Raw genomic sequence first — 1,633 nt, forward strand, 5'->3', positions numbered from 1 at the left:
CCTGGCCATTGCCGCCATGTCGCGGTGCGCCCAGGCCTTCGACGCGCCGCATCTGGCGGAAGCCGCAGCCGCTGCGGCGGACTTCGTGCTGTCGCGCATGGCCACCCCGGAAGGGCGGCTGCTGCACCGCTGGCGTGACGGCGAGGCCGCCGTGTCCGGCCTGCTGGACGATTACGCCTTCATGATCTGGGGGCTCATCGAGCTGTACGGCGCCACCGGCGAGGTACGCTGGCTGCGGCGTGCCCTGCGCCTGCAAGAGGTGCAGGACACCTTCTTTCACGATGCCGAGGGCGGCGGGTACTGGATGACCCCGGCGGATGGCGATGCCCTGCTGGTGCGCCGCAAGGAAGGGCACGACGGCGCGCTGCCCTCGGGCAACGCCGCGGCGCTGTTCAATCTGCTGCGCCTGGCGCTGCTGCTGGGGCGACCGGAATACGGCGAGCGGGCGCGGGGCGTGCTGCGCGCCTTTGCCACGCAGGTGCGCCATCACCCCATCGGATCCACCATGTTCCTGTGCGGGGTGGATTTCGCGCTTAGCGGCGGGCGTTCGGTGATCGTGGCGGGCGAGCCGGACCAGCCGGATACGGAGGACATGCTGGCAGCCGTGCGGGGCACCTATGCGCCCACCACGGTGCTGCACCTGCGCACCACCGACAATGCGCGCGACCTTGCGGCGCTGGTGCCGTTCACCGCGCACCTGGCCCCGCTGGAAGACCGGGCAACAGCCTGGCTGTGCGAGAACTACGCCTGCTCGCCGCCCATCACCGACCCGGCGGAACTGAAGGCCCGCCTGCTGGCCGTGCGCCCCCTGGCGCAGGGGTAGCAGGCATTGTCCATGCGGCATGTGCTGCCGGACAAGAGGGAGCGCATGCCGCATGCGCGGTGCGCCATAAGGGCATGCGAGGGTGAGTGGGGGCGGGGCGGAGTGGACCCGGCTGCCAGGCCCCATGCAGATCGATTGTGGACTGTTTATGCAAACGGTGCATTTCATGTGCGATGTCAGCGTGTTGTGACACCGCTTGCGTTTCCCCCGGCAACCGGATACACCCCCAGTCACGCTTGGTTTCGGATGACGACAGCAGGAGAGACCCCAGCCGGCGGCAAACGGCATGGGGCGCCGACGAAGTGAATCTTTCAGGCGAAAGGACTGCTGCCCGACGAACCTCTGGAGAGCCTCCATCCGTGGAGCACCGAAGGAGCAAACCGCCCGTGTCCTCGCAGGGAACCGGGGCGGCGAAACTCTCAGGTAAAAGGACAGAGTGCCACGCGTGACTCCGGTCGGCATGCGTCCGCCGCGCCCCGTGCGCAGCGGCTCCCGCACGCGACCCCGGCTGGCTGGCCGATCCCCTTGTGATCGTGTCCTGTGCCGGGGTGCCGCCGGATCCCACCGTGACCCCAGACAGACCCGCCCCGCGCGGGCTGCCGTCCTCCGCTTCCACTCCGGCTTTCCCGGCAGGCGAATCCGCCATGCTTTCCGACACCCTGGTGCCCGTACACCCGTGTAGGAAACGTGCGCATTCATTCCGCCGCATGGGGTCGTCACAAATGCGTGCCGGAACCTTGCGTGGCGGAACGTGCGCGCGGCGGCCCAGCTGCCGCCGCGCGGCACGTCCGTGAGGCCGCCGCCGTCCGG

The 1,633-nt window shown here is 69.5% G+C and carries 1 protein-coding gene and 2 riboswitches; the gene reads left to right on the top strand.

The window, feature by feature from the left end:
• Nucleotides 1-823 (top strand): YyaL domain-containing protein (locus FVW27_RS15020; RefSeq protein WP_167126634.1); only part of this gene is annotated, 823 nt, incomplete at its 5' end.
• Nucleotides 824-1,069: 246 nt separating this feature from the next.
• Nucleotides 1,070-1,160, top strand: a riboswitch (glycine riboswitch).
• A gap of 3 nt (nucleotides 1,161-1,163) precedes the next feature.
• Nucleotides 1,164-1,260: riboswitch (glycine riboswitch) on the top strand.
• Nucleotides 1,261-1,633: the final 373 nt, after the last annotated feature.

Origin of the sequence: Nitratidesulfovibrio liaohensis (genome assembly GCF_011682075.1) — a bacterium.
In the GTDB taxonomy this organism is placed as follows: domain Bacteria; phylum Desulfobacterota; class Desulfovibrionia; order Desulfovibrionales; family Desulfovibrionaceae; genus Cupidesulfovibrio; species Cupidesulfovibrio liaohensis.